The sequence below is a fragment of the Pseudoduganella dura genome (genome assembly GCF_009727155.1).
Classification (GTDB): Bacteria; Pseudomonadota; Gammaproteobacteria; order Burkholderiales; family Burkholderiaceae_D; genus Rugamonas; species Rugamonas dura.
Genome location: NZ_WNWM01000002.1, coordinates 5,569,536 through 5,592,880 on the forward strand (window position 1 = coordinate 5,569,536; position 23,345 = coordinate 5,592,880).

Annotated in this window: 20 protein-coding genes and 1 tRNA gene; 12 read left to right on the plus strand and 9 right to left on the minus strand. The window is 67.1% G+C overall.

The genetic code is table 11. From position 1 onward, the window contains the following. Positions 1-41 precede the first annotated feature (41 nt). On the minus strand, positions 42-980 hold the full coding sequence (locus GJV26_RS24300; RefSeq protein WP_155711232.1) for a PEP-CTERM sorting domain-containing protein: 939 nt from the start codon (positions 978-980) through the stop codon (positions 42-44). Positions 981-1,238: 258 nt separating this feature from the next. On the opposite strand from GJV26_RS24300, the gene GJV26_RS24305 reads away from it, so the two are divergent. The 3 genes from GJV26_RS24305 to GJV26_RS24315 all read left to right on the plus strand — a co-directional run bounded on the left by GJV26_RS24305 (position 1,239) and on the right by GJV26_RS24315 (position 3,382). Beyond that, positions 1,239-1,314, plus strand: a tRNA-Gly gene (locus GJV26_RS24305). 245 nt (positions 1,315-1,559) lie between these two features. After that, positions 1,560-2,522 (plus strand): chemotaxis protein, encoded by a 963-nt coding sequence (locus GJV26_RS24310; protein ID WP_155711233.1) that lies wholly within the window; start codon positions 1,560-1,562, stop codon positions 2,520-2,522. Positions 2,523-2,800: 278 nt separating this feature from the next. Beyond that, entirely contained in the window at positions 2,801-3,382 is a 582-nt protein-coding gene (locus tag GJV26_RS24315; RefSeq protein WP_155711234.1) for a DJ-1/PfpI family protein, read from the plus strand. Positions 3,383-3,406: 24 nt separating this feature from the next. Here the strand turns inward: GJV26_RS24315 and fghA are convergent, their stop codons facing one another. Further along, a complete protein-coding gene (gene fghA, locus GJV26_RS24320; protein ID WP_155712693.1) occupies positions 3,407-4,249 on the minus strand; it encodes an S-formylglutathione hydrolase in 843 nt (280 codons plus the stop codon). A 195-nt stretch (positions 4,250-4,444) separates the two neighbouring features. Here fghA and GJV26_RS24325 point away from each other — a divergent pair, with 195 nt between their 5' ends. Together GJV26_RS24325 and GJV26_RS24330 are read left to right on the plus strand one after the other, a co-directional pair. Continuing rightward, a complete protein-coding gene (locus tag GJV26_RS24325) occupies positions 4,445-5,626 on the plus strand; it encodes a cation:proton antiporter (protein WP_155711235.1) in 1,182 nt (393 codons plus the stop codon). A 2-nt stretch (positions 5,627-5,628) separates the two neighbouring features. Continuing rightward, positions 5,629-6,750 carry a YbdK family carboxylate-amine ligase gene (locus GJV26_RS24330; RefSeq protein WP_155711236.1) on the plus strand — a complete coding sequence of 374 codons (1,122 nt, stop codon included), beginning with the start codon at positions 5,629-5,631 and terminating at the stop codon, positions 6,748-6,750. Between the two features lie 88 nt (positions 6,751-6,838). Here GJV26_RS24330 and GJV26_RS24335 read toward each other — a convergent pair whose 3' ends face one another. Both GJV26_RS24335 and GJV26_RS24340 read right to left on the minus strand, forming a co-directional pair. Then, positions 6,839-7,774, minus strand: coding sequence for a gamma-glutamyl-gamma-aminobutyrate hydrolase family protein (locus GJV26_RS24335; protein ID WP_155711237.1), 936 nt, complete (start codon positions 7,772-7,774; stop codon positions 6,839-6,841). Between the two features lie 10 nt (positions 7,775-7,784). After that, positions 7,785-8,318, minus strand: a complete 534-nt coding sequence (locus tag GJV26_RS24340; RefSeq protein WP_155711238.1) for a MarR family winged helix-turn-helix transcriptional regulator — start codon at positions 8,316-8,318, stop codon at positions 7,785-7,787. A 242-nt stretch (positions 8,319-8,560) separates the two neighbouring features. Here GJV26_RS24340 and GJV26_RS24345 point away from each other — a divergent pair, with 242 nt between their 5' ends. After that, positions 8,561-8,884 (plus strand): hypothetical protein, encoded by a 324-nt coding sequence (locus GJV26_RS24345; RefSeq protein WP_155711239.1) that lies wholly within the window; start codon positions 8,561-8,563, stop codon positions 8,882-8,884. Positions 8,885-8,891: 7 nt separating this feature from the next. Here the strand turns inward: GJV26_RS24345 and GJV26_RS24350 are convergent, their stop codons facing one another. Then, the gene (locus GJV26_RS24350) at positions 8,892-10,454 is read right to left on the minus strand and encodes a class I adenylate-forming enzyme family protein (protein WP_189442226.1); all 1,563 of its coding nucleotides are present in this window, start codon (positions 10,452-10,454) and stop codon (positions 8,892-8,894) included. Positions 10,455-10,662: 208 nt separating this feature from the next. Here GJV26_RS24350 and GJV26_RS24355 point away from each other — a divergent pair, with 208 nt between their 5' ends. The 4 genes from GJV26_RS24355 to GJV26_RS24370 all read left to right on the plus strand — a co-directional run bounded on the left by GJV26_RS24355 (position 10,663) and on the right by GJV26_RS24370 (position 18,053). Continuing rightward, positions 10,663-14,796, plus strand: a complete 4,134-nt coding sequence (locus GJV26_RS24355) for a CheR family methyltransferase (protein WP_155711241.1) — start codon at positions 10,663-10,665, stop codon at positions 14,794-14,796. Between the two features lie 119 nt (positions 14,797-14,915). Then, positions 14,916-15,971: a chemotaxis protein CheB gene (locus tag GJV26_RS24360; protein ID WP_155711242.1), complete on the plus strand. Its 1,056-nt coding sequence runs from the start codon at positions 14,916-14,918 to the stop codon at positions 15,969-15,971. Positions 15,972-16,210: 239 nt separating this feature from the next. Next, a complete protein-coding gene (locus GJV26_RS24365; RefSeq protein ID WP_155711243.1) occupies positions 16,211-17,167 on the plus strand; it encodes a manganese catalase family protein in 957 nt (318 codons plus the stop codon). 1 nt (position 17,168) lies between these two features. Continuing rightward, positions 17,169-18,053: a ZIP family metal transporter gene (locus GJV26_RS24370; RefSeq protein ID WP_155711244.1), complete on the plus strand. Its 885-nt coding sequence runs from the start codon at positions 17,169-17,171 to the stop codon at positions 18,051-18,053. 60 nt (positions 18,054-18,113) lie between these two features. Here GJV26_RS24370 and GJV26_RS24375 read toward each other — a convergent pair whose 3' ends face one another. Further along, positions 18,114-18,761, minus strand: coding sequence for a phosphoribosyltransferase (locus tag GJV26_RS24375; RefSeq protein ID WP_155711245.1), 648 nt, complete (start codon positions 18,759-18,761; stop codon positions 18,114-18,116). 183 nt (positions 18,762-18,944) lie between these two features. On the opposite strand from GJV26_RS24375, the gene GJV26_RS24380 reads away from it, so the two are divergent. Next, positions 18,945-19,364: a response regulator gene (locus GJV26_RS24380; RefSeq protein WP_155711246.1), complete on the plus strand. Its 420-nt coding sequence runs from the start codon at positions 18,945-18,947 to the stop codon at positions 19,362-19,364. Positions 19,365-19,387: 23 nt separating this feature from the next. On the opposite strand, the gene GJV26_RS24385 is transcribed toward GJV26_RS24380, so the two are convergent. Further along, on the minus strand, positions 19,388-21,091 hold the full coding sequence (locus GJV26_RS24385; RefSeq protein WP_155711247.1) for a histidine kinase famiy protein: 1,704 nt from the start codon (positions 21,089-21,091) through the stop codon (positions 19,388-19,390). 153 nt (positions 21,092-21,244) lie between these two features. On the opposite strand from GJV26_RS24385, the gene GJV26_RS24390 reads away from it, so the two are divergent. Beyond that, on the plus strand, positions 21,245-22,111 hold the full coding sequence (locus GJV26_RS24390; RefSeq protein WP_155711248.1) for a phytanoyl-CoA dioxygenase family protein: 867 nt from the start codon (positions 21,245-21,247) through the stop codon (positions 22,109-22,111). 25 nt (positions 22,112-22,136) lie between these two features. Here GJV26_RS24390 and GJV26_RS24395 read toward each other — a convergent pair whose 3' ends face one another. Both GJV26_RS24395 and GJV26_RS24400 read right to left on the minus strand, forming a co-directional pair. Then, a complete protein-coding gene (locus tag GJV26_RS24395) occupies positions 22,137-22,874 on the minus strand; it encodes an HAD-IA family hydrolase (protein ID WP_155711249.1) in 738 nt (245 codons plus the stop codon). A gap of 110 nt (positions 22,875-22,984) precedes the next feature. After that, positions 22,985-23,341 carry a hypothetical protein gene (locus GJV26_RS24400; protein WP_229419424.1) on the minus strand — a complete coding sequence of 119 codons (357 nt, stop codon included), beginning with the start codon at positions 23,339-23,341 and terminating at the stop codon, positions 22,985-22,987. Between the last annotated feature and the right edge of the window lie 4 nt (positions 23,342-23,345).

The window sequence follows — 23,345 nt, forward strand, 5'->3', positions numbered from 1 at the left end:
AGAGCCCGCGGAGGGGCCGCGGGCAGGCTTGAGGGCAATGCTCAGCTGCGCGGCTGCCGGCGCCGCCCGATACGGGAGTGGCGGCCGGCAACCATGGCGAACAGGCCCGTGCCGAGGATCGCCATCGAGCCGGGCTCGGGGATTTCCTGCTGCAGCGCGCTGACGAGCGTATTTTGCTGCACCGTGATCTGGTAGTCGCGGTTGGCCTTCAGCTGGGCCGAGGTCTCCTTGAGCTGGAACGTCTTGGCGGGGGAGTACAGCGACGTGCCGTTGTAGCCGTGCGTGCGGCTGACCGTTGCCATGCCGTTGATTTCGTTGGGTGCATAGGCCAGCATGGACTCTCCCGTGAGGATGTCGATGATGTTCACGCTCCACGAAATGCGTGCGTTGGCGGTGGTGACGGGCCGGCCTCCCGGCGACGAGTAGGCCATCGCGAACGGCGTGGCGTCGAACGACACGGTCATCGTATCGCTGCTGCCGAGGCGGAACATCATCGTGTTCGAACTGCCGACGGAGGAATTACTGTTCGCAAACTGCATGTTCAGCGACGTTGCCACGTCGGCCCGCGTCTGCGAGTGCGCGCCGGCGGCTCCGCCGTTCATCGAAATGGCGGAGCCCTTGAAATACTGGTCCGCATAGCCGAAGTTGCCGCTCATCGGCAGCAGCGCGTTGTGGGCCGTGAAGTTGTTTTCCCCGAAGGCGGGGCAGGGCGCGCCCACGCACTGGTGCGCCACGTCGGGCGCGGTGCCGATCGCGGACAGGGCTTTGTACTGGTGGTTCAGCGATGCCGTGGCATGCGCGTCGTTCATGCCGATGAGCTTGGAGAAATCCGTGTTCTTGAACACGTTGCCGTTGGAGCGCGTGAGCTTGAAATTGTTGATGTCCAGTATCGCCGAGGCGAATGTGCTGGCCGCAGCGGTCTGCATTCCGAAGGTCGCAATCGCCGCTGCGACGAGAAGACCCTTGTTGATGACGATCATTTTGAACCCCTGGAGTAGATTGGCGTATCTCCGGTCCGTGACCGGCTGCTATCTCAAGAGCATTATTGGTGCCAGGGGAATTTATATTGCAATTTCAACCACTTGGCACTGCAGGGGCCGCTTATAGCAGGAACATGCCAAGAATTCCGACGCTGCCCTCGCGGATCCGGGCTCCGGATCGGTACCCCGCTGTCGTCCAAATAATTGCATTTCACTCTGGTTTTTATCAAAACGGTCTGGCATAATCATGCCTCTTCTGCGGGAGTAGCTCAGTTGGTAGAGCGCAACCTTGCCAAGGTTGAGGTCGAGAGTTCGAGACTCTTCTCCCGCTCCAGGATTCAAAACGGCAGCCTTCGGGCTGCCGTTTTTCGTTGGCGCATTCGTTTCCCGCACGTCGCTTCCCCGCATGCGTGCCGCGCTTCGCGCCGCAGCCGATCCGATCCCGTTCGCACTGTTGTTTCTCGGCACTATTCGGTGTTGATGTAATGTACAGGAACGGCTGTTCCACCGGTTTTCTCCCCTATACTGCGACGAATCGCCTGCTGCAAGCGGGCAGCTCACACCCATGGGGACCCCAGCATGAAAAGCGTGCAACAGGAAATCGACGAACGTACCAATCTGACCAACACGAACAAGTTCGAGCTGCTGCTGTTCCGCCTCGGCGGCGACGAGAACGGCGACCGTTCGGAGCTGTACGGCATCAACGTTTTCAAGATCCGCGAAATCGTGGCGATGCCGCCGGTGACGGCGGTGGCCGGCGCGCAGCCGCACATGCTGGGCGTGGTCAACCTGCGCGGCCAGATCATTCCCGTGATGGACCTGCCGGGCATCATCGGCGTGAAGCCGAAGACGGGCCTGAACATCATGCTGGTCACCGAATTCGCCCGCACCACGCAGGCGTTCGCCGTGGAATCGGTCGAAGAGATCGTGCGCCTGGACTGGAGCCAGGTGCTGACCGCCGAGGGCAGCAACGCCACCGGCATGGTGACGTCGATCGCCCGCCTCGATGGCGACACCAGCGGCACCCGCCTGGCCCAGGTGCTGGACGTGGAAACGATCCTGCGCCGCATGGTGCCCGCCGAAGGCAAGGAAGTGGACCCGGAATCGATCCCCACGATCGCGCTGAAGCAGGGCGCGTTCATCCTCGCGGCCGACGACTCGGTGGTGGCGCGCAACCTGATCGAGCAGGGCCTGCAGGCGATGCACGCGCCGTTCGTGATGACGAAGTCCGGCAAGGAGGCGTGGGACAAGCTCAACAGCATCGCCGTCGGCTGCAAGGCCGAAGGCATCGAGGTGAGCGAGCGCGTGGCGCTGGTGCTGACTGACCTGGAAATGCCGGAAATGGACGGCTTCACGCTGACCCGCAAGATCAAGCAGGACCCGCGCTTCGCCAAGATCCCGGTGGTGATCCACTCTTCGCTGTCCGGCAAGACCAACGAGGATCACGTCAAGGGCGTGGGCGCCGATGCCTACGTGGCGAAGTTCGTGGCCGAGGACCTGGCCGCCACCATCAAGAGCGTGCTGCACAAGAAAGACGCATGAGCCGCGTCCGGCGTGCGCCGGACCGCAGCCGCAAGCCGGGCCGTCGCCCGGCTTTTTTTTCGATGCTATGATTGCCTTTCCGCTAAGGAAGCGCTGATTTAATTCTGGCGGGAGGGAATGGTTCCGAAAAATGTGTCAGGCAAGGCGTAAATCATCGTCAATACCTGGGTATTGACGATGATTTGCAACGCAGCATGGCGCTTTTTCTCGGGACCAGGCCCCCCTCCACGAATAAATCAGCGGTTCCCAATGCAGTAATCCAGCTCAAGGAGGCAAGCATGGCAGCAAAAACCATTCTGTTCCTGACCGGCGACTTCGCCGAAGACTACGAGACCATGGTGCCGTTCCAGGCGCTGCAGGCGGTGGGGCACACGGTGCATGCGGTCTGCCCCGGCAAGGGCGCCGGCGACACGATCAAGACCGCCATCCACGATTTCGAGGGCGACCAGACCTACACCGAAAAGCCCGGCCACCGGTTCACGCTGAACGCGGCGTTCGACGACGTCGACGTGGCGAACTACGAGGCGCTGGCGATCGCCGGCGGCCGTGCTCCCGAATACCTGCGCCTGAATCCCCGCGTGATCGAGATCGTGCGGCAGTTCGCCGAAAGCGGCAAGCCGGTCGCCGCCGTCTGCCACGGCGCGCAATTGCTGGCGGCGGCGGACGTGATCCGCGGCCGCAGGATCTCGTGCTACCCGGCCTGCGCGCCGGAGGTGAAACTGGCCGGCGCGGAGTTCGCCGATATCGCCGTCGATGCCGCCGTCACCGACGGCCAGTTCGTCACCGCGCCCGCCTGGCCCGCGCACCCGCAGTGGATCGCCCAATTTCTGCGCAAGCTGGGCACGGAAATCAGGCTGTAGCCGGGCCCCGCCGGGCCCGGAGCGTCACGCGGCCAGCTGCGGCGCGTGCCAGCGCAGGTGGTCTTCGACGAACGTGGCGATGAAGTAGTACCCGTGGTCGTACCCCGCGTGCCGGCGCAGCGTCAGCGGCTGGCCGGCGCGGGCGCAGGCCGTCTCGAACAGTTCCGGTTTCAGCTGCTCGTGCAGGAACTTGTCGGCCAGCCCCTGGTCGACCAGGATCCCGGCGGGGAAAGGATTGCAGCTCTTCGACATCAGCACGCTCGCATCGTGTTCCGCCCACGCGAATTCGTCGTCGCCCAGGTAGCCGGTGAATGCCTTGCGGCCCCACGGGCACTGCACCGGCGCGGCGATGGGCGCGAATGCCGAGACCGACCTGAACAGGTCCGGCCGGCGCAGCGCCAGCGTCAGCGCGCCGTGGCCGCCCATCGAATGGCCGAAGATGCCGATCCGGCCGCCATCGACGGGCAAGTCGCGCGCGACCAGCTCGCGAAGTTCGTGGATGTAGCTCTCCATCCGGTAATGCCGCGACCAGGGTTCGAGCGTCGCGTCGAGGTAGAAGCCGGCGCCCGCGCCGAAGTCCCACGCGTCGGTTTCGCCGGGCACGCCGGCGCCGCGCGGGCTGGTATCGGGCGCCACCAGCACCAGGCCCAGTTCCGCGGCCACGCGCTGGGCGCCCGCCTTGGTCATGAAGGTCTCTTCGTTGCAGGTCAGTCCGGCAAGGTAGAACAGGGCCGGCAGCCGCGCGCCGTCGGCATGCGGCGGGATGAACACCGAGAAGCGCATCGGCAGGCCGATGGCCGCCGATGCGTGCTTGTAGAAGCGCTGCACGCCGCCATGGCAGGCGTGTTCGCTGACCAGCTCCAGCATGGATTTCCCCTTGGCTCCGTGATAGTTGCCCGCATTGTACTGCACGCCCTTGCAGTGCGACACCATGGTCAATCTTGCTATATAGTCATCTACGGATGAGTTTCCTTGCATCCCCGGTCATTATCAATTACATTCGCGCAAATGTAATTACTGCCGATCCTGCCCGGCTCAAGCATTCATAATAGGAGGAACCTTATGCCAGATTTCCTGGTCATTTCGGCCGAACTCGCGTGGCCGCTCGCTGTACTCCTCGCCTGGCTTGCCGGCGAGTTCATCCACCGCTGGACCAAGCTGCCCCGCATCAGTGTCTATGGCCTGGTGGGCTTCCTGTGCGCCCAGGCGTTTCCCGACCTGTTCGCCACCGAATCGTCCAGCCCCGTCATCGTGCTGGCCAACGTCGCGTTCGGCCTGATCCTGTTCGAACTGGGCTACCGCGTCAACCTGAACTGGCTGCGCGTCAATCCGTGGGTGGCCGTCAGCGGCCTTGCGGAAGCGTTCGCCACGTTCGCCGTGGTCTACCTGATCGCCAGCGCCTGGGGCATGGACACCATGCCGTCACTGCTGCTGGCGTCACTGGCGATGTCCACGTCCCCGGCCGGCGTGCTGCGCGTGGTCAACGAACAGCGCAGTTCCGGGCAGGTCACCGAGCGGGTGCTGCACCTGGTGGCGATGAACTGCGTGCTGGCCGTGCTGACGTTCAAGGTCATCGTCGGCTTCTGGGTATTCAATACGTCGGGCAGCCTGACGCAGGCGATCTCCCTGAGCGCCATCGAACTGGTGGCGTCCGCGCTGCTGGGCGCGGTATGCGGCATGCTGGTGCCGGCCGTGCTGCGCCACCTGGGCAACCTGGCGCGCGAAGGCACGCTGGCGTTCGCGCTGGTGGTGGTGATCCTGGTCGCGATCACGCACGCCTACGATCTGTCGCCGGTGCTGGCCACGCTGGCCTTCGGCCTGACGGCACGCCACCGCCGCGTGGCCTTCACCCGCACGCAGCGCAACTTCGGCGCGATCGGCGAGCTGCTGACGATCCTGCTGTTCGTGTTCGCCGTCTCCACGCTGGACTGGAACAACGTCGTCAACGGCGGCATGCTGGCATTCGTGCTGCTGATCGCCCGCTTCATCGTGAAGACCGCCGGCGTGGCCGCGTTCTCGCAGCTGTCGGGCATCCCGTGGCGCAAGGGCCTGGCGACCGGCATGGCGCTGGCGCCGATGTCCGTGTTCGTCGTGCTGCTGCTGGAGCAGACCAAGAATTCCGGCGTCGTCTTCATCGACGAACTGGCCGCCGTGGCCGCGATGACCGTGTTCATGGAAGTGCTCGGCCCCATCATCACCCAGCGCGCCCTGATCTGGGCCCGCGAAACGCCGAAGGAGGAATAATCATGGCACTGGGACCGTTCACCGCGTCGACTCCGCTGACGATGGGCGTCGAACTCGAGCTGCAGCTCGTGAGTTTTTCCGATTACGACCTGACCGCATCGAGCCCCGATCTGCTGCACCTGCTGGAGCAAAAGCCGTTCCCCGGGCACGTGACGCCGGAGATCACGGAAAGCATGATCGAGATTAACAGCGACATCCACACCCGCCACACCGAGTTGCTGGCGCAGCTGCACGAGGTGCGCGACACGCTGGTGCGGGCCGGCGAGAAGCTCAACATCGGCATCTGCGGCGGCGGCACGCACCCGTTCCAGAAGTGGGTCGAGCGCCGCATCTTCGAAAAGCCGCGCTTCAAGGAAGTGTCGTCGCTGTACGGCTACCTGGCCAAGCAGTTCACCGTGTTCGGCCAGCACGTGCACATCGGCACCGGCAACGGCGACGATGCGCTGTACCTGCTGCACTCGCTGTCGCGCTACCTGCCGCACTTCATCGCGCTGTCGGCCTCGTCGCCGTTCGTACAGGGCGGCGACACGCTGTTCAACTCGGCGCGGCTGAACTCCGTGTTCGCGTTCCCGATGAGCGGCCGGGCGCCGTTCCTGCTGTCGTGGGACGAATTCGCGGACAAGTTCTTCGCCAAGATGGAGCACACCGGCGTCATCAAGAGCATGAAGGACTTCTACTGGGATATCCGCCCCAAGCCGGAATACGGCACCATCGAGCTGCGCGTGTGCGACACGCCGCTGACCGTGGAGCGCGCCGCGGCGCTGGCGGCCTACCTGCAGGCGCTGTGCGCCTACCTGCTGGACCGCAAGGAGGAGCCGCCGGCGGAGGACGACTACCTGGTGTACAACTACAACCGCTTCCAGGCCTGCCGTTTCGGCCTCGACGGCGTCATCGTGCACCCGAAGACCTACGAAAGCCTGTCGCTGCGCGAGGATATCCTGACCACGCTGCGCAAGATGGACCCGTATGCCGAACGGCTCGGCGGCAGCGCCGCGGTGAACCACCTGATGCAGGTGACGCACGTGGGCAGCGATGCGCAATACCTGCGCGACCAGTTCGCTTCCAGCGGCAGTGTCGAGGGGATCGTCGACGCGGCGGTGCAGCGGTTCCGCGGGCGGCGCTGACGAAAATCGGGGACGGACCCTGTTTTTCAGGAAATTTCCTGAAAAACAGGGTCCGTCCCCATTTTTTTGGTCCGTCCCATTTACTATTTTAGAACCGCGTCTCCCGCGCCACCCGCAGGAAGTTGTCGAGAATCCCCGTGCAGTCGAGCAGTTCTTGCCCGCCGGCGCGGTGGAATTCCGGGTGCCACTGCAGGCCCATCACGAACGGCGCCTTGCGGTAGCGGATCGCTTCGATCATCCCGTCCGGCACCGACAGCGCTTCCACGTCCATGTCGCGGCCCAGCGTGCGCACCGCCTGGTGGTGGATCGAGTTGACCACGCCGCCGGCGGTCTCCCTGAACAGCTTCGACAGGGAGGAGCCGGGCGGGAAGGCGATCTCGTGGCGGTGCCGGTCGTAGTCGTCGTGCACGTGCGCCATCGCGGTCGGCACGTCGGTGGCGATGTCCTGGTACAGCGTGCCGCCGAAGGCCACGTTGATCAGCTGGCAGCCGCGGCAGATGCCCAGCACCGGCTTGCCCGCCTCGACGAATTCATGCAGCAGTTCCAGCTCGTACATGTCGCGCGCGCGGTCGCCGCTCCACTCGGGGCGCGTGGGCGCCTCGGAATAGGTTTGCGGCGACACGTCCGCACCGCCCTGCAGCACCAGCCCGTCCAGGTGGCGCGCATAGTCGCGCAGCCGGATGTTCGACGGGTGCAGCAGGCCGCTCGTGTTCACGGTGGGGATCATGAACACCAGCACGTCGCGCGACATGACCCAGTGCGCGATCGACTCTTCCAGGTATTGCAGGTTCTTGCTGCGCAGCCCCGTGGCGCCGGCCTCGGGGTGGAAGATGCGCGCCGAGATGCCGATGCGCAGCGGGCGCTGCATCACATGCCGCGTCAGCGCGGCGGCCACGCGCTGGTAACGCGCGCGGATCACGCGGCCCCACAGCGAGAACACCGAGTCGCCGGGATCGAGGTAGCGCGGTGTGTCGTCCTTCCTTCGCGAGTGTTCGCGGTCCGCGCCGCGCTGCTCGTCTTCCATGCTGTTCCTTCTACATTGTGAATGGCATCGGCTGCAGGCCGAACGTCACATCCAGGTCGTCGATCGATTCCAGCAGGCCCTGCAGGCCCGCGTTCAGGCTGGCCAGTCCGGCCACGTCCAGCTTCGCCAGCGCTTCCGGCAACAGGCCGCGCGCCGGTTTCGGGGCGGCATCCAATAGTGCCTGCCCCGCATCGGACAATGCCAGTTTTACCACACGCGCGTCTTCACGGTCGCGCGTCTTGACGACGTAGCCCTTCCTGGCCAGTCCTTCGAGCAGGTTGCTGGTGGTGGTTTGCGCGATGGCCAGGCGCGCCGTGATCTCGCCCACGCGCAGCCCCGGCACGTCGGCCAGCTCCTGCATGATCCACAACTGCGCGCCGTTGACGCCGCACTGTTTCTCGATCCACAGCGAATGGCGCTGCGCCGCGCGGATCACGATGCGCAGCTTCTGCAGCGCCTCCAGGTTCGGTGCGGGCGCGCGCTCCGGCTCCCCGCCGGTGCCCGGCTGCCTGCCGCGTAGATTGTTCTTGGTGGTGCTGCTCATGGCTGCCCGTCTCCCTTGCTGCATGGCATAAATACATTTTTAGGAATATAATTTCGCTTTCGCCCATCGGGCGTCCGCCCAGCCGGGGTTCGTCGCGGCTGTTCGAAAGGTAGAGAACGCGCGGGCATACCGAATGGTTTACTCAGCCGCACGGATGGCACGCCGGCCCCGGTCCGGTTCCGAGGCCTCGCGTGCGACACCACCCGCGAGTGCACCCGCCGCCGGCCACCAGTAAAGAATCGATGAAGGAGATCAGCCCCGACCTGCGCAGTTTCGTGCTGACGCTGCCATCCGTCCCGTTCCTGGAAGCACTGCTGCTGCTGCACGGGGCGCCCGGCACGATCTGGACCGCCGAAGCGATCGCGCAACGGCTCTACCTGCAATCGGTCGCCCGGGCCGACGCGATCGTTCGCGAGCTCGCCGCGCGCGGCTTCTGCGCCTGCACGGCGGACGGGCTGCTGATCTACCGGCCGGCCGACGACGCGCTGCATGCGCTGATCGCCGAACTGGCGCGGGAGTACCAGCAGCGGCTCATCGAGATCACGCAGCTGGTGCACGCACGATAAGGCGCCGTCACGCCAGCGCGAGCGCCATGTCGCGCAGCGCCGCCTTCAGCACCTTGCCGGTGGCGCCGGCGGGCAGGGCGGGCACCACCACGATGCGCGCCGGCAGCTTGTAGGGTGCCAGCTGCCCGCGCAGGCCGGCCGACAGTTCGCCGGCCAGGGCGGCAGCGTCGCCGGCACCGCTGCCGCCGCCCTCGCCACGGGCCTCGACGAACGCGATCACTTCCTCGTCCCCGTCCGGGCCGGGGCGGCCCACCACGGCGGACTGCACCACCCGCGGATGCGCATTGAGCAGCGTTTCCACTTCCAGCGGGTAGACGTTGAAGCCGGCGCGCACGATCAGTTCCTTCGTGCGGCCAATGATGAACAGCGCGCCGTCCGCGCCCCGGCGTACCACGTCGCCCGTGTTCAGCCAGCCGTCCGGCCGCAGCACGGCGGCGGTTTGCGCCGCATCGCGGTAGTAGCCGAGCATCACGTTCGGCCCGCGCACCCACAGCTCGCCCCCCGTGCCGTCGATGCGGATCGCCACGCCCGGGATGGGAAAACCCACCGAGGTGTCGGCGCGCGGCGCGTCGACGGGGGTCTGGCTGATCGTGGGCGCGGTTTCCGTCATGCCGTAGCCGTTGTGCAGCGGCAGGCCGAACGCCGCTTCGATGCGCGCCTTCAGCGCCGGGGTCAGCGGCGAGCCGCCGGCGTAGATGAAGCGCAGGGTGGAGACGACCGGCCCGGCGGCCGCGTCCAGCAGCCGCGCGTACAGCGCCGGCACGCCCTGCAGGATGGTGATGCCGTCGTCGCGCAGCATGCGCAGCAGGCCCGCCGGCGTGAAGCGCGGCACCAGGTGCAGGCAGGCGCCCGCGTGCAAGGTACCGAGCAGCACGGAGGCCAGGCCGTACACGTGCGACACCGGCAGCACGCCGCAGGCGCGGTCGCCCGGCACCAGCCGGCGCAAGGTGGCGGAGACGGCGGCCACGTGCAGCAGGCTGCGGTGCGACAGCATCACCCCTTTCGGCTGGCCGGTGGTGCCGCTGGTGTACAGCAGCGCCGCGCATTGGCGCGCACCGTCCGCGTGCACCGGCTCGGGCCGCGCATCCGCATTCAGCGGTCCGGCCAGCCAGCGCCCGACGGGCGCCGGCGCGGGCAAGTGCACCGCACCGTGCCGCGCGCCGTGCGCCGCGGCCTCGGGCGACGCGCCGTCCAGGTAAAAGGCGCGCCGTGCGCCGCTATGCGAGGCGATGCCGTCGACCTCGCGCGCCGTCAGCCGTGGATTGACGCACACGAACCACGCGTCGCACAGCCCCGCGGCGAAGATCAGGCACGCCTGCGCCAGCGAGTTCTCGCCCACCACCAGCACGCGGTCGCCGGGCCGCACGCCGAGCGCCGCCAGTTGCCCGGCCGTTTCGCGCACCGCGTCCCACAAGGCGCCATAGCCGATGTCGCGCCCATGTTCGCGCAATGCCGGCGCCAGCGGATGGCGCGCGGCCCGTTCTGCGAGCAGGCCGGCAAGGCGCTCGGGCAGTGCCGGCGGGAGGGCGCCGGCGCTGGTGGCCGGTGCAGGCGTGGCTTGCATCGTGATTGTTCCGGGCATGGTGGCGGGTATGCGAAGGGCGCGCAGTGTGCAGCGGGATGCATGCCGGTGTCAACCCTCGCCTGCCCCGCCAGGAAAGCTTTTCGGAATTTGTGCTCAAACGCTTCTTTCCGCGTAAAGACTCACGGCGATCCTTAAACTTGTAACATGATTGGAGTAGACTTCAGTGCCCTCCAAAACAACTCCACCTCTTTCCATGTCGCACTCCGGCACGCCCCTGGCAGTAGACCCCGCTCCGGCCGTGAGGCCCAGCGACCTGCATTTTCCCATCGTCGGGCTCGGTGCATCGGCCGGCGGCCTGCCGGCGCTGCTGCAGTTTTTCGAGAATATGCCTGCCGGAAATGGCATGGCGTTCGTGGTGATCCTGCACCTGTCGCCAACGCACCAGAGCTCGGCGGACAACGTGCTGCAGCGGGTCACCCCCATGCCGGTGATCCAGGTGACCGAACGGGTGCACATCGAGCGCGAGCACGTGTACGTGATCGCGCCGAACCAGCAGTTGTGGATGGACGACGGCAGCCTGGGCGTTTCCGAGCTCACGCGCAACCCCGGGCAGCACGTGGCGATCGACGTCTTCTTCCGCACGCTGGCCGAGGCGCACCGCGAGCGCGCGTTCGCCGTGGTGCTGTCCGGCACCGGCGCCGATGGCGCCGTCGGCATCGAGCGGGTGAAGGAGCACGGCGGCCTGACGCTGGCGCAGGATCCGCACGATGCCGAACACGACGGCATGCCGCAGGCGGCGATCGGCACCGGCATGATCGACTTCGTGCTGCCCGCCGCCGATATTCCCGCCAAGCTGATCGAACTTTGGGACAACGCGCGCCAGATCCATCTGCCGCCCACAGGCGATGGCGACGGTGCGATCGGTCCGGCGCCCCAGGAGCAGGAAAAGGTGCACGACGAGGAAGCGCTGCAGAGCGTGATCTCGATGCTGTGCGCCCACACCGGGCACGATTTCAGCTATTACAAGCGCGCCACCGTATTGCGCCGGATCGAGCGCCGGCTGCAGGTCAAGGGCGTGGCGACGCTGCCGGATTATGCCCTGCTGCTCGGCCGCGAAGAGGGCGAATTCAAGGCGCTGCTCAACGACATGCTGATCGGCGTGACGAATTTCTTCCGCGACCGCGACGCGTTCGAGGCGCTCGAGCGCGACGTGATCCCGGAACTGTTCCGCGACAAGGCGCGGGGCGAGCAGGTGCGCGTGTGGGTGGCCGCCTGCGCCACGGGGCAGGAAGCCTACTCGGTGGCGATGCTGCTGGCCGACCAGGCTGCGCAGCAGGAGCGGCCGCCGGAAATCCAGGTGTTCGCGTCCGATATCGACGAGCATGCGATCGGCACGGCGCGGGCCGGCGTCTATCCGGCATCGATCGTGATGGATGTGCCGCCCACCCGGGTGCGGCAGTTCTTCACGAAGGAAGACGACCGCTACCGCATCCGCAAGGCGGTGCGCGACCGCATCCTGTTCGCCGCGCACAACCTGCTGCGCGATCCGCCGTTCTCGAAGCTGGACATGATCTCGTGCCGCAACCTGCTGATCTACCTGAACCGCGATGTGCAGCTGCGCGTGATGGAGATGTTCCATTCGGCGCTGAAGCCGGAAGGTTTCCTGTTCCTGGGCTCGTCCGAGTCGGCCGACGCGGCGGCCGAGTTCTTCGTGCCGTTCGACAAGAAGAACCGCATTTACCGGGCGCGGCCGCTGTCGCGCGCGGCGCGTTACCTGCCGGCGCTGTCGAATGCGCAGGCCAGCCGGGCGCAGGAGCAGGTAGCCGTGGGCGGGGTCGTGCGGCGCGAGTTCTCGTACGCCGACGTGCACCAGCGCGCGCTGTCGCGGTTCGCGCCGCCCAGCCTGGTGGTGGACCGGGAAGCGAACATCGTCCACATGTCCGACTCGGCCGGCAGGTTCCTGCGGCACGTGGGCGGCGAACCGTCGCGCAACGCGCTGGCGCTCGTGCTGCCGGAAATGCGGCTCGAACTGCGCACCGCGCTGTACCAGGCGCACCAGAGCGGCAACAGCGTCGAAGCCCAGCGCGTGCTCGTCAGGCGCGACGACAAGGCCTGGTTCGTCAACATCATCGTGCGCCCGTTCAGCGACGAAGTGGCCAACCGGGATTTCACGCTGATCCTGTTCGAGGAGATCGCCCAGTCGCTGAACGACGAACGGCCCGAGGTGCTCAGCCAGCACAAGGACCTGGTGCTGAACCAGCTCGAAGCCGAACTGCAGCGCAGCAAGGAAAAGCTGCAGGAAACCATCGAACATGCCGAGGGGTCGAACGAGGAACTGCGTGCCTCGAACGAGGAGCTGCAGGCGATCAACGAAGAGTTGCGCTCGACCACGGAAGAACTGGAAACGTCGAAGGAAGAGCTGCAGTCCGTGAACGAAGAGCTCATCACCGTCAACTACGAGCTGAAGGTGAAGGTGGAGGAGACCGGCAAGGCCAACGACGACCTGAACAACCTGATCGCCTCCACCGACATCGCCACCATCTTCGTCGACCGGGCGCTGCGCATCAAGCGCTTCACGCCGCGCGCGGCGGACATCTTCTCGATCATCCCCAACGACATCGGCCGCTCGCTGCTCGACATCACGCACCGGCTCGACTACGACGAACTGTCCGGCGACGTGTCGTCCACGTTCGACACGCTGCGCCTGGTCGAGCGCGAGGTGCGCAGCAACGAGGGGCGCTACTACATCGTTCGTCTGTTGCCATACCGCACCACCGAGGACAAGATCGAAGGCGCGGTGATGACGTTCTTCGACATTACCGGCCGCCGCGAAGCCGAGGAAAAGGTGCGCACCGGCGAAGTGTGGATGCGCCTGGTGGCCGAAAGCACCGACGACTACGCGATCGTCACGGTCGATGCGGCCGGCTTCGTCACCGGCTGGAACAAGGGCGCCGAGCGCAACTTCGGCTGGTCGGAAGAGGAAATGATGGGCCGCAGCCTGGACCCGATCTTCACGCCGGAAGACCGCGCGGCCGGCGCGCCGGCGGACGAGCGGCGCCGCGCCGCCGAGGATGGCCGCGCCGAGGACGAGCGCTGGCACCTGCGCAAGGACGGTTCGCGCTTCTTCTGCGCCGGCATTACCACGCCGCTGCAGCACAGCCAGTTCCACGGCTTCGCCAAGATCGCCCGCGACCAGACCACGCGCGCGCAGCATGACAACCGCCGCGAGGCCGCGCTCACATCCGAGCAGGCCGGGCGTAGCCAGGCCGAGAGCGCCAGCGCGATGAAGGATGAATTCCTGGCCGTGATGTCGCACGAGCTGCGCCATCCGCTAAACCTCATCTACATCAATGTGGAACTGCTGTCGCGCCTGCCCGCCGTGCGCCAGTCACCGCCGGCGCTGCGCGCCGCCTCGATCATCCGCAATTCCGTGGCCAGCCAGGCCAAGATCATCGAAGACCTGATGGACATGTCGCGCGTTTCCACCGGCAAGCTGGCCCTGGCGTGCCGCGACGTCGACCTGACCGATATCGCCGTACGGCTGATCGACATGATGCGCGCCGACCCGGTGGTGGCCGGCCTCACGCTGCGCCTGCTGCCGCCGGACGAGCCGCTGGTGGTCTCGGTGGACCCGGTGCGCATCGAGCAGGTGATGCTGAACCTGCTCAGCAACGCGGTGAAATTCACCCCGGCCGGCGGCACCGTGGCGCTGAAGCTGTGGCGCGACGACCGCATGGCGGTGGTGGAGGTGGAAGACAACGGTGCCGGCATCGATCCCGAGCATCTGCCGGACGTCTTCCGCATGTATCGCCAGGGCGGCGCGCAGCCGGTGCGCAGCAAGGCCGGGCTGGGCATCGGGCTGGCACTGGTGCACCAGCTGGTCGAACTGCATGGCGGCAGCGTGGCGGCAGCGTCCGACGGGCCGGGCCGGGGCTGCCGCTTCACCGTGCGGCTGCCCCTGGTGTCGGAGCTGCACCCCGAGGATCCGTCCGGCACCGGCGCCGACGGCGCCCTGGCGGGCCGCCGGATACTGATCCTCGACGACACCGAAGACACGGCGGAAACCTTCCAGGCACTGCTGCAGCTGGAAGGGGCCGAGGTGCTGCTGGCCACCACCGCCCGGCGCGCGCTCGACCTGCTGCGCGAACACGGCGCCGACCTGGTGATTTCCGACCTGTCGATGCCGGACATGGATGGCTTCGAGTTCATGCGGGCGGTGCGGGCCGAGCCGGCCCTGCGGCACGTGCCCGCGATCGCCCTCAGCGGCCTGGGGCGGGAGCAGGACATCCAGCGGGCGCGCGAAGCGGGCTTTTCCGATTTCATGACGAAGCCGGTGACGCTGGAACTGCTCAGCGAGCGCGTGGACCGGTTGTTGCCCCGGGGCTGAGACCCGGCTGAAACTCGGCTGAAACCCGGCTGAAACCCGGCGGCTGATACGTAAACGACGGCGGGGCCTGTGTGTCCTGGCGTACCGACCGGCGGGGCGCGAGCGCGCACGCTTGGTCGATGAGCCCAACTCCCATCTTCGCCGCGGACGACGTGGTCGTCATCGGCACCTCCACCGGAGGCGTCGAGGCATTGCGCATCCTGGTCGGCGGCATGCCCGCGCAATTCCCGGCCGCCGTGCTGATCGTCATGCACGTGGGGCACCACGACAGCATCCTGCCGTCGCTGCTGGCCAACTCGACGCGGCTGCCGGTGCGCCATGCGCGCGCCGGCGATGTGCTCGAGCCGGGGCGGATCCTCGTTGCGCCGCCGGACTTTCACCTGGTGGTGACGCGCGACGAAGGCAGTGCCGACGGCCCTGGCCGGTTCTGCCGCGCCACGCTCACGCGCGGCGCCCGCGAAAACCATGCGCGGCCGGCGGTCGACCCGCTGTTCCGGTCCGCCGCCACGGCTTATGGCCCGCGTGCGATCGGCGTGGTGCTGACGGGGATGATGGACGACGGTACCGCCGGCCTGCAGGCGATCAAGGCCTGCGGCGGCCAGGTAATGGTGCAGTTGCCGGACGAAGCACAGGCGCCGGAGATGCCCGAGAGCGCGTTGCGCAACGTCGAGGTCGACCGCGTGCTGCGGCTGGCCGACATGGGGCGAGCGCTGGAGCAGATGGTGGAGGAGAACATGGTCGCAGCCCGCAACGCATCGCGCGAAGCGCCCGAATGGGTGCGCCTGGAAAACCGCTTCGCACTGGAGGACGGCGGCATGGAAACGCTGGCCCGCATCGCCGCTCCATCGACGTTCACCTGTCCCGAATGCCATGGTACGCTGTGGGAACTGCAAGGCCTCTCGCCGAAGCGCTTCCGCTGCCATACCGGGCACGCGTTCACCGAACGGCACCTGTGCGCACAGCAGAGCGAGGCGGTCGAGGAATCGTTGTGGTCGGCGGTGCGCGCGCTGGCGGAAAAGGAAAAGCTGCTCAGGCAGATGGCCGACAGCGCGATGAACGCGGGCTATCCGCAGACCGCCGGCGAATACCTGGAACAGGCGGGCTCGGCGCAACGCAGTGGCGAAGTGCTGCGCCGCCTGCTGATGACGCCGGGCCCGGAGCCGGCGGCTGCCTAGCCCGCCACGGCGTGCGAGCCGAAGTGTTGCAAAATGGACGGCGGTTATCCTACAAGCGCTGTCGTCGCGTTCCTATACTTGCAAGTTTTCTAAACGTTCATGATGTCCCTGCTGCTGTAACACGAGTACGACATACGCGATTGCATACGAGTACTTCATACACGGGTACGACGTACACGAGTACGACAGGCGAGCACACCGCAATCCGCGGGCGTTCATGAACCGATTAGGAGTGAGTAATGTTTGCACATAACAAGCGATTGCAATATACCGTACGGGTCAGCGAACCGAACCCAGGCCTGGCCAATCTGATGCTGGAACAGTTCGGCGGCCCGCAGGGCGAGCTGGCCGCGGCGATGCGCTATTTCACCCAGGCCGTTGCCGAGGATGATCCAGGCCGCAAGGACATGCTGTTCGATATCGCCACCGAGGAGCTCAGCCACCTCGAGGTGATCGGCAATATCGTCGTCATGCTCAACAAGGGCGCCAAGGGCCGCCTGTCCGAGGCTGTCGACGAGGAAGGCGAGATGTACCGCCAGATCACCGGCGCCGGCAACGACAGCCACATCACCCAGGTGCTGTATGGCGCCGGCGCTCCGCTGACCAACTCGGCCGGCGTGCCGTGGACGGCGGCATACATCGATTCGATCAGCGAACCTACCGCCGACCTGCGCTCGAACATCGCCGCCGAGGCACGTGCCAAGATCGTCTACGAACGCCTGATCGCGTTGACGCCCGATCCGGGCGTGCGTGAAGCGCTGGGCTTCCTGATGACGCGCGAGATCGCCCACCAGAAGTCGTTCGAGAAAGCCCTGTATGCGATCCAGCCGAACTTCCCGCCGGGGAAAACCGCCGGACGTCCGGAATTCGCCAGCGTGTACTACAAGATGTCGCAGGGCGGTCCGGATCTGAGCGGCCCGTGGAACAGCGGCGAAAAATGGCAGGTGGTTACCGACCGTGTCGAGCAGGCCGACGTGGATGGCGGTGGCGGCGATGCCAGCGTCACGCTGGACAAGGCCGATGCGGAACTGCTGAACCAGCTGGCGGCCCGCACCATGTCCGATCCGGGCACGGATCCGCTGACCGGTGCCGAACTGGGCATGATCGCGGACCCGGGACAGATCGCCTCGGCTTCCGCGACCGGCGGCTCGGTACCATCGACGCCGGACGGCTCGGCGCCTAAACCGCTGGCCTGACATGCGGCTGGCGCGCGTTCCTCCCAGCTGGCGTTATGCGCTCGGCGCCGCGATCTGCCTCGGCGGAGCGCTGGCGCTGTTGCAGGATATCGTCGGCGGTGTGCAGGCATTCGACGCCAGCGTGCATGGTGCATTGATGGGCGGCGCCACCGCCGCCCTGGCGACGGCACTCGGCACGCTGCCGGTGCTGCTGTCGCAGAATTTTTCGCAGCGTACCTATGACGGCTTCCTCGGTTTCGGTGCCGGCGTGATGCTGGCCGCCACCGCGTTTTCGCTCGTGATCCCGTCGATCGCGGCGGCGAAGGGCGGCGGGGCGGGCGCGTTCGAAGCGAGCGCGATCGCCGGCGGCGGTATACTTCTGGGCATGGGCCTGGTGCTGCTGCTCGACAGCATGGTGCGCCAGCAGACGATCCTTGAAGGGGTCGATACTGCGCGCAGCGATTCATTGAAGCGGGCGTGGCTGTTCGTGGCCGCGGTCGCCATCCATAATTTGCCGGAAGGTCTCGCCATCGGCGTGGCCTATGCCGGCGTCGATGTGGCCAAGGCGCACAGCCTGGCCACCGGCATCTCGATCCAGGATGTCCCCGAAGGCCTGGTGGTGGCGCTGGCGCTGCGCACGGTCGGCTATGGCCGGCTGTTCTCGTGCGCGCTGGGCATCGCTTCCGGGCTGATCGAGCCGGTCGCCGCCGTCGGCGGCGCCGTGCTGATCGAGTATGCGCGGTGGATGCTGCCATGGGGCCTGGCGCTGGCCGCCGGCGCGATGCTGTTCGTGATCGCGCACGATGTGATTCCCGAAGGGCATCGCAACGGCAACGCGAAGACGGCGTCGTGCGCCGTCGTGGGCGGCTTCATCGTGATGATGGTGCTCGATACGGCGCTGGCCTGAGATTGCCCGGCCGGCCGACGGGCCGGGCCGGACACATGCCGGTTACCTCTTCATGCCTCTTCAGCCTACCTTGTCCAGCAGCCGGATCACTTCCGCTTCCTCGACCTGCTGGAAGACTTCGTAGTGCCGGCTGACGGAAGTGAAATTGTGCGGCGCCGCCAATACCTCGGCATCGTCGCACAACGGCCCGATCACCGACACCGCTTCCGGCGCGGCGACCGGCGCGCAGGCGACCAGCCGCCGCGGCTGGCGGTTGCGCAGCACGCGCAATGCCGCCGCCATCGTCGACCCGGTAGCCAGGCCATCGTCGACCACCAGCACCACGCGGCCGCGCACATCGGCCGACGGGCCGTAGGCGGCCCGGCGGCGCTTCATCAGCGCCATCTGCTCGCGCACCTGCGCCTCCACCCATTCCATCCCGGTGCGGGTGCGGTGGAAGTAGGGCGCCAGTTCCACGGTGCCATGTTCGTCCACCGCGCCCACCGCCAGTTCGGGATCGAACGCGGAGGGAATCTTGCGCACCATGACCACGTCGAGATCGCCTTCGAGGCGGTCGGCAATGATGCGGCCCATCGGCACCGCGCCGCGCGGGATCGAAAGAATCAGCGGCCGGCTGCCGCGCCATCGCAGCAGGTGCTCGGCCAGCAGTTCGGCCGCCTGGGCGCGATCGCGAAAGGGGAGTATGACCGTGTCGTCCGTAACTTCCATGGCTGCCTCGCGGGTTGGCATGACGTGTTTTACCGTCTCGTTCCAGAATAACGCGATCCGCCGATGGCCCGCGCGAGGTTGGTTGCATGATGCGGATCGGCCTGTTCCCACGCGGGTACGAGGCGTGTGCCTACAGCGCGCCCGGCCGCCCGTGCCAGAATCGACGGTGTGGAGGGGGACAAGATGACGAACGCGACACTGATTACACCGTTCCGGCCCGGCGACCGGGTGCTCGTCGCCAGCGACGACCATGCGCTGGCCGAGGCGCTGGCGCGCACCTTCGGCTCCGCCGGCTTTTCCGTGCGTATCGCGTTCGATGGTGTGGCGGCGCTCGACAAGGCGCGCGCCTTCTTTCCGACCGCCGCCGTGCTGGGGCTCGACCTGCGTTACCTGGACGGCTTCCAGCTGGCCCGTGCGCTGCGCACGATACCGGGTTGTGCCCGGATGCGCGTGCTGGCCTTGCTGCCGCCCGCGGTCGGCCTGCTGGACCGTCACCGCTGCTTCGACTACGTGCTGCGTACCCCGCGCACCGCGCGCGGCGCACGGCCGCTGTGGATCGTCGACACCGACAGCCTCGGCATCCGTCCCACGCTGCTGACCTGACAGGCCTGCCAGGCTGACATTCATTACACGCTGGCAGGATGCGGCCTGGCGCCATGGCCCGCCAGCGCATCGGCGATCCGGCCCAGCAGTTCGCTTTCCCTGTAGGGTTTCGGCAGCACGGGAAAGGCCGGGTGCCGCGCATCCGGCAACTGCTCCATGTAGCCCGTGGCCAGCAAGATCGGCAGGCCCGGCCGCTGCCGGCGCGCCTCGTCGGCCAGTTGCAGGCCCGTCATCCCGCCGGGCATGATGACGTCGGAGAACAGCAGGTCCACGTCCGCATGCTGCTCCAGCAGCTGCAGCGCCTCTTCGCCGCTGGCGGCCGTGACGATCGCATAGCCGTGCGCTTCCAGCATCGCCTGCCCCAGCTGCCGTACGTCCTCGTAGTCGTCGACCAGCAGGATCTTCGCCTTGCCCTTGCCGGGCCCGGCGCGGTTCTCCGCCATGGCGGGCGGCGCGGCCGCTTCCTGCTCGGCGACGGGGAAGATCATCCTGACGGTCGTGCCGGCGCCCGGCGCGCTGTCGATTTCCATCTTGCCGTGCGATTGCTGCACGAAGCCGTGCACCATCGCCAGGCCCAGTCCGGTTCCCGGGCCCTTCGTCGTGAAGAACGGCTCGGTCGCGCGCCGCAGTACTTCCGCTGTCATGCCGCTGCCGCGGTCCACGACGCAGATCGCCACGTACTGCCCCGGCGGCAGGTGGTGGCCGGCGACCTTGCGCGGGTCGCCGATCAGCGATGTGCCGACGGTGACCTCGCCGCCGGTGCCCATCGCGTCGCGGGCATTGATCAGCACGTTAAGGAGGGCCATCTCGAGGTGGGTGGGATCCAGCACGCAGGCCGGCAGGCCCGGCCGCAGGTCCAGTTGCAGCCGGATTTCCTGCCCGAGCGTGCGCACCAGCATTTCGGAAAATTCGAGCACCAGCGCGTTCAGGTTGATGCGGCGCGGGTCCAGCCGCTGCTTGCGGGCGAATGTGAGCAGCTGCTGGGTCAGCGCGCCGCCTTTCATCGCGGCGCGCTGCGCGCGGCCGATCGCCTGCAGCGCCTGGGCCTTGTTGTCGAGCAGGCGCTGGGCCAGTTCGAGGTTGCCGTTGACGACCTGCAGCAGGTTGTTGAAGTCGTGCGCCAGGCCGGCCGTCAACTGGCCGATCGCTTCCATCTTCTGTGCCTGCAGGTAGGATTGCTCATGGATGCGGCGCTGCGTGATGTCCATCTGCGAGGCGAAGAAATACAGCAGCTTGCCGGCCTTGTCGAAGATGGGGCCGATGAACAGCGCATTCCAGAACGGCGTGCCGTCGGCCTTGTAGTTCAGGATGTCGACGGCCACCGCGCGCTGCCCGCGCAGCGCGTCGCGCACTTCGGCCACCGTGCGCGGATCGGTGTCGTGCCCCTGCAGCATGCGGCAGTTGCGGCCCACCACCTGCCGTTCCTCATAGCCGGTGAGGTCGAGGAAGGCGCCGTTGACGAACACGATCGGATCGTCCGGCTGGTTGGGATCGGTGATCAGCATCGGCATCCGCGTCATCTCGACGGCGGCAAAGAAGATATTGCCGCGGTCGGCCAGGTCCGCGTGGTCCAGGTAGGTGGCCTGCCAGTGGCGCACGCCGGGATTGCCCAGCGTGGATACCGCATTGCCTTCCAGTTCGCCGCACGCAAGCTTGCCGATGACGCGGCCGTCCGCCTGCAGTTCGGTGGGCACGCTGGCGTCGTTCTTCTCCCGTCCGGTCGACATGGTCTTTCCTCCCGTGCTGTTTCTGGTCCGTACCGGCAAATGCTAACGGGGGAAAAGGGCGACTTGCTGTTCGCGCACGCACACTTCGCGCATGGTCAGGCGTGCCGCGCGCGCCGCGACTTTTGCCTACAATGGCGGCAACGGAGGGACAAGATGAACGATACCCGCACTGATACTGACACCAACGCCGACGGCGCCGGCTACGACGTGGCCACGATCATGGGCGCGCTGTATGGCGATGGTTTCACCGCGCTGAAAGGCGCGTTCCCGCGCGACTGGGTGCAACGGCTGCGCGAAGACATCGACACGCTGTTCGCCGAGGCGCAGCAGAAGCCGGGCGGCGCGCTGCCGCGCGGGCCGAACCGCTTCTATGTGGAGATCCACCCGGAACGGCTGCGCGGCTTTGCCGACATCATCACCCACCCCTGGGTGGTCGCCGTGTGCACCGCGATCCTGGGGCCGGACTACAAGATCGTCGAAGCCGGCTTCGACGTGCCGGGCCCCGGCGCATTGCACCAGCCGTGGCACCGCGATTTCCCGTCTCCCGCGGCCACGCTGACCGGCCGCCGGCTCGATTCGCTGGCGTTCAACATCACCACGGTCGACGTGACCGAGGACATGGGCCCGTTCGAGATCGCGCCCGGCACCCAGTGGGACGATCTGGCGGGCGGCAATCCGATGTTCCCGGAACAGGCGCTGTGGCCCCGCTACGAGGCGCGTGCCCAGCGCAAGCTGGCGCAGATGGGCGACATCTCGGCACGCTCGGCGCTGACGATCCACCGCGGCACGGCGAACCGGTCCGACAAGTCGCGTCCCGTGTTCGTGCTCGGCGTGGACGCGCCGGATGGCACCAACGCCGACAAGCACGACCTGCAGGTCACGCGCGCTTACTGGGACAGCCTGCCGGAAGACGTGCGGCGGCACTTGTCGTGCCGGGTCGTCGACCGGCTCGAAACGGTGGTGCAGGGCCACGCGATCGAGGGCTTGCTGACGGGGGCGCCGGCGCCGACGATGGGGTAGGCCGGCGGGGGGCGCCTGCGTTCGTTCAGCCGGCGTCGCGCAGCCGGGCCACCAGTGCCGGCAACTCCGCCATCGTTCCGAACACGTGGGCGGCGCCTGCGTCGCGCAACAGTTGTGCCTGACCGGCAGGGCTGTGCTCGCCGCCGCCGTAGCCCAGCACCGTGGCGCCGGCCGCCACCGCCGCATGCACGCCGGTGACGCTGTCCTCGATCACGATGCAGCGCGACGGCGCCGCGCCCATGCCCGCCGCGGCCGCCAGGTAGACGGCGGGATCGGGCTTCGGGCGGCCGGCGATGTCGGCCGTGTAAATGCCCCCGTCGAACAGCGGCGCCAGGCCGGTGCGGCCCAGCAGGGCCTGCACCCGCGCATGGCGGCTGTTGCTGGCCACGGCCTTCGACAGGGGAATTGCCGCGTAGGCTTCACGCACCCCCGGGATGGCTTGTGCCTTGCGGTCGCATTCGCCTTCGACCACCGAGCGCATCACGGCCAGGTCCGGCACGGTGGGTTCGGGCAGGCCCAGCTCGGCGCACACGCCCAGCACCAGCGCTTCCAGCTTCAGGCCGAGGCGCGGCCTGATCAGGGCGGTCAATGCCTCGCGGTCCGCATGCAGCGGCGACAGGTAATCGGCCAGTGCCGCCAGCGCCACCGCTTCGCTGTCGATCAGCACGCCGTCGCAGTCGGAAATCAGGTGGGTGAAGGAGGGCGGATTTGCGGTCGAACTCGCGGTCGAACTCGCAGGGAATTGCGTGGGAGGATTCGTCATGCCCGGTCTGCCAGAGTGAAGTCGGGCAATCATGCCATATCGGCATCGAGCAGGTCGTCCCGGTCGATCGCGGACGCATCGAGAGGTCCCGCGCCGCATTGTGCGTGGATCTACGCGCGGATGTCGATCAGCGTGCCGAGGCGCTCGTCGGCTGCCTGGATCAGCCTGGCGGACAGGTCGAAGCCGGCCTTGTACACCAGTGAATTGGTGATCGACGATGCCGGGTCGGTGCCGGACGGTGCGCCGCCGACATTCTCCGCGGCGGACTGGGCGCGCGCCGCGACCGACAGCGTGACGCCGGTACCGACCGGCCGCGCTTCGGTGAAGCTGGCCGATTGCGGGATGAAATTGTCGGTGTTCATGTTGGCGGTGTTATGCGCCTCCATGTCCAGTGCCTTGACATTGGCCTGCAGTCCCGTCAAGCCGATGCCCAATGCCGAAATCGCCACGCGCTGTTCCTTCTGCAAAATT

Excerpts from the sequence above, each read along its gene's own strand:
- GJV26_RS24395 (WP_155711249.1), bottom strand. The coding sequence starts at position 22,874 with ATGACGAATCCTCCCACGCAATTCCCTGCGAGTTCGACCGCGAGTTCG.
- fghA (WP_155712693.1), bottom strand. The coding sequence starts at position 4,249 with ATGCTGGAGCTGGTCAGCGAACACGCCTGCCATGGCGGCGTGCAGCGC.
- GJV26_RS24345 (WP_155711239.1), top strand. The coding sequence starts at position 8,561 with ATGAAGGAGATCAGCCCCGACCTGCGCAGTTTCGTGCTGACGCTGCCA.
- GJV26_RS24310 (WP_155711233.1), top strand. The coding sequence starts at position 1,560 with ATGAAAAGCGTGCAACAGGAAATCGACGAACGTACCAATCTGACCAAC.
- GJV26_RS24335 (WP_155711237.1), bottom strand. The coding sequence starts at position 7,774 with ATGGAAGACGAGCAGCGCGGCGCGGACCGCGAACACTCGCGAAGGAAG.
- GJV26_RS24365 (WP_155711243.1), top strand. The coding sequence starts at position 16,211 with ATGTTTGCACATAACAAGCGATTGCAATATACCGTACGGGTCAGCGAA.
- GJV26_RS24375 (WP_155711245.1), bottom strand. The coding sequence starts at position 18,761 with ATGGAAGTTACGGACGACACGGTCATACTCCCCTTTCGCGATCGCGCC.
- GJV26_RS24340 (WP_155711238.1), bottom strand. The coding sequence starts at position 8,318 with ATGAGCAGCACCACCAAGAACAATCTACGCGGCAGGCAGCCGGGCACC.
- GJV26_RS24380 (WP_155711246.1), top strand. The coding sequence starts at position 18,945 with ATGACGAACGCGACACTGATTACACCGTTCCGGCCCGGCGACCGGGTG.
- GJV26_RS24390 (WP_155711248.1), top strand. The coding sequence starts at position 21,245 with ATGAACGATACCCGCACTGATACTGACACCAACGCCGACGGCGCCGGC.
- GJV26_RS24315 (WP_155711234.1), top strand. The coding sequence starts at position 2,801 with ATGGCAGCAAAAACCATTCTGTTCCTGACCGGCGACTTCGCCGAAGAC.
- GJV26_RS24360 (WP_155711242.1), top strand. The coding sequence starts at position 14,916 with ATGAGCCCAACTCCCATCTTCGCCGCGGACGACGTGGTCGTCATCGGC.
- GJV26_RS24385 (WP_155711247.1), bottom strand. The coding sequence starts at position 21,091 with ATGTCGACCGGACGGGAGAAGAACGACGCCAGCGTGCCCACCGAACTG.
- GJV26_RS24355 (WP_155711241.1), top strand. The coding sequence starts at position 10,663 with ATGTCGCACTCCGGCACGCCCCTGGCAGTAGACCCCGCTCCGGCCGTG.
- GJV26_RS24330 (WP_155711236.1), top strand. The coding sequence starts at position 5,629 with ATGGCACTGGGACCGTTCACCGCGTCGACTCCGCTGACGATGGGCGTC.
- GJV26_RS24370 (WP_155711244.1), top strand. The coding sequence starts at position 17,169 with ATGCGGCTGGCGCGCGTTCCTCCCAGCTGGCGTTATGCGCTCGGCGCC.
- GJV26_RS24325 (WP_155711235.1), top strand. The coding sequence starts at position 4,445 with ATGCCAGATTTCCTGGTCATTTCGGCCGAACTCGCGTGGCCGCTCGCT.
- GJV26_RS24300 (WP_155711232.1), bottom strand. The coding sequence starts at position 980 with ATGATCGTCATCAACAAGGGTCTTCTCGTCGCAGCGGCGATTGCGACC.